The 6,080-nt window shown below is 61.6% G+C and carries 4 protein-coding genes; 1 reads left to right on the forward strand and 3 read right to left on the reverse strand.

Annotated elements, in window-relative coordinates:
* Window positions 1-351: 351 nt before the first annotated feature.
* Complete coding sequence (locus PG896_RS20350; RefSeq protein ID WP_029314351.1) at window positions 352-1,995, forward strand: mechanosensitive ion channel family protein; 1,644 nt, start codon at window positions 352-354, stop codon at window positions 1,993-1,995.
* A 62-nt stretch (window positions 1,996-2,057) separates the two neighbouring features.
* Here the strand turns inward: PG896_RS20350 and PG896_RS20355 are convergent, their stop codons facing one another.
* The 3 genes from PG896_RS20355 to PG896_RS20365 form a co-directional block, all read right to left on the reverse strand.
* Entirely contained in the window at window positions 2,058-3,479 is a 1,422-nt protein-coding gene (locus tag PG896_RS20355; protein WP_041212837.1) for a carbon starvation CstA family protein, read from the reverse strand.
* 144 nt (window positions 3,480-3,623) lie between these two features.
* Window positions 3,624-4,328 carry a two-component system response regulator BtsR gene (gene btsR / locus PG896_RS20360; protein WP_010674324.1) on the reverse strand — a complete coding sequence of 235 codons (705 nt, stop codon included), beginning with the start codon at window positions 4,326-4,328 and terminating at the stop codon, window positions 3,624-3,626.
* Window positions 4,325-5,986: a sensor histidine kinase gene (locus PG896_RS20365; protein ID WP_223954287.1), complete on the reverse strand. Its 1,662-nt coding sequence runs from the start codon at window positions 5,984-5,986 to the stop codon at window positions 4,325-4,327. The genes btsR and PG896_RS20365 overlap by 4 nt, the downstream gene beginning before the upstream one ends.
* Window positions 5,987-6,080: the final 94 nt, after the last annotated feature.

Consider the following 6,080-nt stretch of genomic DNA (forward strand, 5'->3'; position numbering starts at 1 on the left):
CTGCGCGAGCAGCTATCACCCAGTAATGGGAATCCCCCTCCTGTGACGCGAAGCGCTAAGGTGGGGGAGGATGTCAAAGAACATGACCAAGACGACAAACACCAGGATCCCCAGGGCAATGTAGTCAAGTACCATCGATTTCTCCCGTCTGAGTCGCTAACAATGCTTCGATTGTCGAGTCGAGGCTTCGGCAATAATGACAGCATATGCCGTCGGTGCAAGTCTGCAATCGGAGAGTTGGTGTGGCGGTACAGGCATGGTTCATCGGTTGCTCATTTAACACACAAAATTGATTTGGTTAGATAAAATCAAGCAGCAATGGATGCCCGGGCAAGGTGAGAGGTGAACCTGATGAACGAATGGTGCAGTGGCAAAGGATGGCGGCTTGGCCTGTTGCTGATCTGCCTGTTGTGGTCCCGCCTCGGCTGGACCGCCGAACCCAGAATGGAGCCCAATGAGCAGGAGTTGGCACAGACCCTGGTCCTGCTTCATGAACCCATCGTCATGCTGACGGCTAAATATGGCAACCTGGATGGGGCGGCCAGGGTACGGCTGGCCCATGAGCGAGTTCAGCGGATGGAGCCAAGCGACCTCATGACGCCTGTGGCCGTGACGAAAGGCAGTCGACACGGCCAGGAGAGCCGGGAGTTTCTGGTCAATGGCAAGCGCATTCTGGTGCTGCTGGAAGGGGACCTTGATGAATTCGACGAGCTGACCCTGGATCAGGCGGCCGAACGTGTCCTGCATCGGCTCGACGGCGTGCGCATCAAGTATCTCGAGCTGCACTCGACCCCCTATTTGCTCAGAGCCGTCGGCTTGGCGGTGGTGGTCAGCCTGATCTTCTTCGGCCTCATCTGGCTGTTGCAGCGGGGGCATCGGCGAGTCAGAAAGTGGCTGGCCAACCGCCTGTTGCTGCAGAAGGGGCTGGTCCCCCACTCCTGGCGCCAGGTCACCGGGAATGTCGAGGTCCGCTTGCTCGGCCTCATCACGCTGCTGCTCATCTTCATGCTCACCTATGGCTGGCTGACCTATGTGCTCGGCCTGTTCCCCCAGACCCGGGCCTGGAGCTATCAGCTTGGGGAATCCCTGTTTGCCCTGTGTGGCGACATGCTGGAGGGCATGATTGCCGCCATGCCCGGTCTGGTAACCGTGCTGCTTATCGTGGTCATCACCCGTTTCTTCATCAAGATGCTGGCCATCCTCTTCGACCGCATCGAGCGTGGCCAGTTTCGGGTGCAGGGTTTGCACGCCGAGACCATAGGCGCCACCCGGCGACTGCTGTCAGTGGTGATCTGGCTGTTTGCCCTGACCGTGGCCTACCCCTATCTGCCGGGTGCGGATTCCGATGCCTTCAAGGGGATCAGCGTCTTCTTCGGTCTGATGGTGACACTGGGATCGGCCGGTATCATGAACCATGCCATGAGCGGCCTGGTGCTCATTTACTCCCGCGCACTGCGGCCAGGGGATCTGGTGCAGATCGGCGAGGTGGAGGGGATGGTGAGCGAGCTCAATGCCCTCTCGACCAAGCTGGTGACGCGCCAGGATCACGAGGTCACGCTGCCCAATGCAGTGGTGGTGGGGGGCAAGGTGGTGAACCTGACACGGCTGGCGGGCGAGAAGGGGGTGGCCCTGTTGACCAAGGTGACCATCGGTTATGACACCCCCTGGCGTCAGGTACATGCCATGCTGGAGCTGGCCGCGCGGCGCTGCACCCGGCTCAATCAGGATGAAGCTCCCCTGGTGCGGCAGTTGCATCTGCAGGATTGGTATGTGGAGTACGAGTTGCAGGTGAGGATGAAGGCAAGCGAACTCCCTGCGGTGGTCAAGACGGAGCTCCATGGCCATATTCAGGATGTCTTCAACGAGTTCGGGGTGCAGATCATGTCCCCCAACTTCATTGCCCAGCCGGAACAGGCTGTGCTGGTGGCCAGGGAGCAGTGGTATCAGGCGCCGGCCCGGGCGCCCGATTCCGCCGAGCCCCCCGCCAGAGAGTGACCACAAAAAGCAGAGGCCCGGCAGCAATGCCGGGCCTCTTGTCATGAAGAGAAGCTGATGCCTCAGCTCTCCTTGGCCTCTCTCAGTTGGGAGGGCCTGAATTTTACCAGGAAGGCGAGGGTGATGAGGGCGGTGCTCACCAGACCGATGATGGTGGAAACATTCATCTCGAGGCCGAAACCGATGGGGGCGTTGGCCAGGTAGGTGATGACCACTGCGGTCATGAAGATGGCGGGAATGGTGCATACCCAGTGCAGCTTGCCTTCCTTGATGAGGTAGGCGGCCGCAGCCCACAGCATGATGACGGCGGTGGTCTGGTTGGCCCAGCCGAAGTAGCGCCAGATCACCCCGAACTCTGCCTTGGAGATGATGAAGCCAAGGATGAACATGGGGATGGCGATGAGCAGACGCTTGGCCATGGGCTTCTGGGTCAGGTTCAGGAAGTCCGCCACGATGAGGCGGGCGCTGCGAAACGCGGTGTCACCGGAGGTGATGGGCAGGATCACCACGCCGAGGATCGCCAGGATGCCGCCCACGGTACCGAGCAGGCTGGTGGAGACTTCGTGCACCACGGCAGAGGGGCCGCCGCTGGCCAGGGTGGCGTTGAGTGCCTCGGTGCTGTCGTAGAAGGAGAGACCCAGGGTGCACCAGATGAGGGCGATGATCCCTTCCCCTATCATGGCACCGTAGAAGATGAAGCGACCGGAGCTCTCGTTCTGCATGCAGCGCGCCATCAGCGGGGACTGGGTGGCGTGGAAACCGGAGACCGCACCACAGGCGATGGTGATGAACAGCAGCGGCCAGAGCGGCAGGTCCGTCGGGTGCAGGTTGGAGAAGTCCATCCCGGTGTTGTAGAAGCCCTTGCCGGAGACGATGAGGCCGATGATGAGGCCGACCGACATGAAGACCAGCAGCGCGCCGAAGATGGGGTAGAAGCGACCGATGATCTTGTCGATGGGGACGATGGTCGCGAGGATGTAGTAGGCGAAGATGGCCGCAATCCAGTAGACCAGATCGGTGGAGGTGAGGTTGGCGAGCAGGCCCGCCGGGCTCAGGACGAAGACCACGCCCACCAGCATCAGGAGCACCACGGCAAAGAGGTTCATGAAGTGCTTGGCGGCGGTGCCCAGGTGCTCACCGACCACGGTCGGCACCGAGGAGCCCCTGGCGCGCACCGACAGCATGCCGGAGAAATAGTCGTGGACCGCACCGGCGAAGATGCAGCCGAACACGATCCAGAGCATGGCGACCGGACCATAGAGGGCACCCAGGATGGGGCCGAAGATGGGGCCGACGCCGGCGATGTTGAGCAGTTGAACCAGGTAGACCTTCTTGTCCGACATGGGGACATAGTCCACCCCGTCCGCCATGGTGATGGCGGGGGTCTTCAACTCGGGTTTGGGCCCGAATATCCGTTCGATGAATTTGCCGTATATGAAGTAGCCGGCTATCAACAAGCCGACACAGAGGAAGAACCAGATCATTGCTACGCTCCTGCTTTGTTATTTTTTGGTGTGCGCAGCCAGTGTAGGTGGGGACTTCTGTTAACGGCAGGTGAAAGGGGGTGAGCGGCGACATGGCGACCCGAGTGGTTGCCCGCTGTGATCCGGCGCACATCGCGCCCCGCTTTATTCCAGTCCCAGCTCGTCTTTTAGCTCCTTGAGGTAGCGGCGGCTGACCGGTACCCGGGCCCCGCTCGGGGTCACGATCTCCGCCAGTTGATTCTCCAGCAAACGGATTTCGAAGATGGCGGCCGGGGCCACCAGATACTGGCGGTGACAGCGCAGCAGCGGGGTCTTCTCCTCGAGGGACTTGAGGGTGAGCTGGGTGTGAAACAGCTCGCCCTGGCAGGCGACATGGACGCCGCCGAGATCGGAGAAGGCGTACTCCACCTGGGAGGTTGGGAGCAGCCGCACCCGGTTGTGCAGGTATCCGGGGATATGGTGGATGGTCGGGGCCAGGGTCCCGACCGGTTGCGGGGTGATGTCCTGCCTGAGCCGCGCCAGGGTCTTGGCGAGGCGCGCCGGCTCCACCGGCTTGAGCAGGTAGTCGAAGGCGTTCTCCTCGAAGGCCTGGATGGCGTAGTCGTCGAACGCGGTGACAAAGACGATGCGGGGCAGGGGATCGAGCATGGCCACCAGCTCCATGCCGCTGAGCTTGGGCATCTGGATATCGAGAAACACCACATCCGGCTTGAGTTGCTGGATGAGGCCGAGCGCCTCGATGGCGTTGCCCGCCATGCCCAGGATCTCGATGTCGGGATCGCTGGCCAGCAGCTCTGCCAGCTCTTCGCGGGCATAGGGCTCGTCATCGACGATCAGGGTGCGGATCATGTCATCTCCTTGGCGGTGGTGCGGGGTTGTCGTGGGAGTGTCAGGGAGACCCGGGTCCATTGCTCCGGCTCCCACTGGACGTCAATGCCATAGCGCTCGCCAAAGGCGCTCTTGAGGCGCTTGTCCACCAGGCTCATCCCCAGACCATCCCCCTGGCCGGATGGCTGCCAGGCCCCGGCGTTGTCTTCGACGCAAAGGGTGATCGCCTCGGGGGTTTCCCTCGCGAAGAGGCGAAGTCGCCCCTCTCCCAGCAGGGAGCAGATGCCGTGCTTGATGGCATTCTCGATGAGGGGCTGCAGGGTGAAGCTCGGCAGTTGCACCTCGGCAAGGTGGGGCGGGATCTCGTTGATGACGGTGAGCCGCTCGCCAAAGCGGGCCTGCTCTATCTCCAGGTAGGAGAGGCAGTGCTCCTGCTCCTCACGCAGCGTGGTCAGGCCGCTCTGGCGCTTGAGGTTGTTGCGAAAGAAGCGGGAGAGGTGCAGCAGCAGCTCCCGTGCCCGTCCCGGATCGCGGCGGGTAATGGCGCTGATGGTGTTGAGGGTGTTGAACAGGAAGTGGGGGTTTATCTGTGCCTGTACCAGCTTGAGCTCGGATTGCACCAGCAGGCGCTGCTGCTGCTCCAGGCGGCCTGCCAGCAGCTGCTGGGACAACAGGTTGGCGATCCCTTCTCCCAGGGTGTGATTGATCTTGAGGAAGAGCCGCTTCTTGGGCTCATAGAGTTTGATGGTGCCGATCACCCCCTCGTCACCCTGCAGGGGGATCACCAGCACGGAGCCGAGCTGGCACTGGGGGGAGATGCTGCAACGATAGGGCTGGCTGTTGCCATCTGCGAACAGCACCTTGTTCTGGGCGATGGCTTGCAGGGTGATCGCCGAGGTGATGGGGGTGCCCGGCTTGTGGTGATCTTCCCCGGTGCCGATGAAGGCGAGGATTTTGTCGGTATCCGTGATGGCGACGGCGCCGACGCCGGTCTCTTCCTGAACGATATGGGCTATCTTGCCGCTGGCCTCCGGAGTGAACCCCTGGCTCATGATGCCGACGGTACGGTTGGCGATGGTGAGCGCCTTGGCGGAGAAGACCCGGGAGAACTTTTCGTACATCCGCTGCTGGTCGCGGATCATGCTGATGAAGAGCGCCGCCCCGCAGGAGTTGGCGAGGATCATGGGGGTGGCGATGGTGCGCACCAGCAGCAGGGACTTGTCGAAGGGGGTGGCGACCAGCAGGATGATCACCATCTGCATGATCTCGGCCACGAAGGTGGTAAAGAAGGCGACCCTGGGTGCAAAGAGGTCATTGACCCTGCCTGCCCGCATCAGCCGCCAGTGCACCAGCCCCCCCAACAGCCCCTCGCAGGTGGTGGAGATGGCGCAGGCGAGATCGGTGAACCCCCCCAGAGTATAGCGGTGCAGGCCGCCGGTCAGCCCCACCAGGAATCCCACCAGGGGGCCGCCCAGCAGTCCCCCCAGTACGGCACCGACCGCCCGGGTGTTGGCGATGGCGTCATCGATGTCGAGGCCCACATAGGTTCCCAGGATGCAAAAGCAGGAGAAGATGACATAGATGAGCACCTTGTGGGGCAGCCTGACGGAGTAGTTGGCCAGGGGACGCAACAGGGGGCTTTTGGAAAAAAGGTAGGCGATGACCAGGCTGACGCTCATCTGCTGGAGCAGAGAGAGGACTCATGTACAGGATCTTTAGCTACAACCAATTGAAATAGATAGAAAAAAGGCTTCGTTTGTGATCTGATTTAAT

Origin of the sequence: Aeromonas sp. QDB30, from assembly GCF_027707645.1 — a bacterium.
In the GTDB taxonomy this organism is placed as follows: Bacteria; Pseudomonadota; Gammaproteobacteria; order Enterobacterales; family Aeromonadaceae; genus Aeromonas; species Aeromonas caviae.

What these genes read in the sequence shown, in the direction of transcription:
- PG896_RS20350 (WP_029314351.1), top strand. Translation starts at nt 352, where the DNA reads ATGAACGAATGGTGCAGTGGCAAAGGATGGCGGCTTGGCCTGTTGCTG.
- PG896_RS20355 (WP_041212837.1), bottom strand. Translation starts at nt 3,479, where the DNA reads ATGATCTGGTTCTTCCTCTGTGTCGGCTTGTTGATAGCCGGCTACTTC.
- btsR (WP_010674324.1), bottom strand. Translation starts at nt 4,328, where the DNA reads ATGATCCGCACCCTGATCGTCGATGACGAGCCCTATGCCCGCGAAGAG.
- PG896_RS20365 (WP_223954287.1), bottom strand. Translation starts at nt 5,986, where the DNA reads ATGAGCGTCAGCCTGGTCATCGCCTACCTTTTTTCCAAAAGCCCCCTG.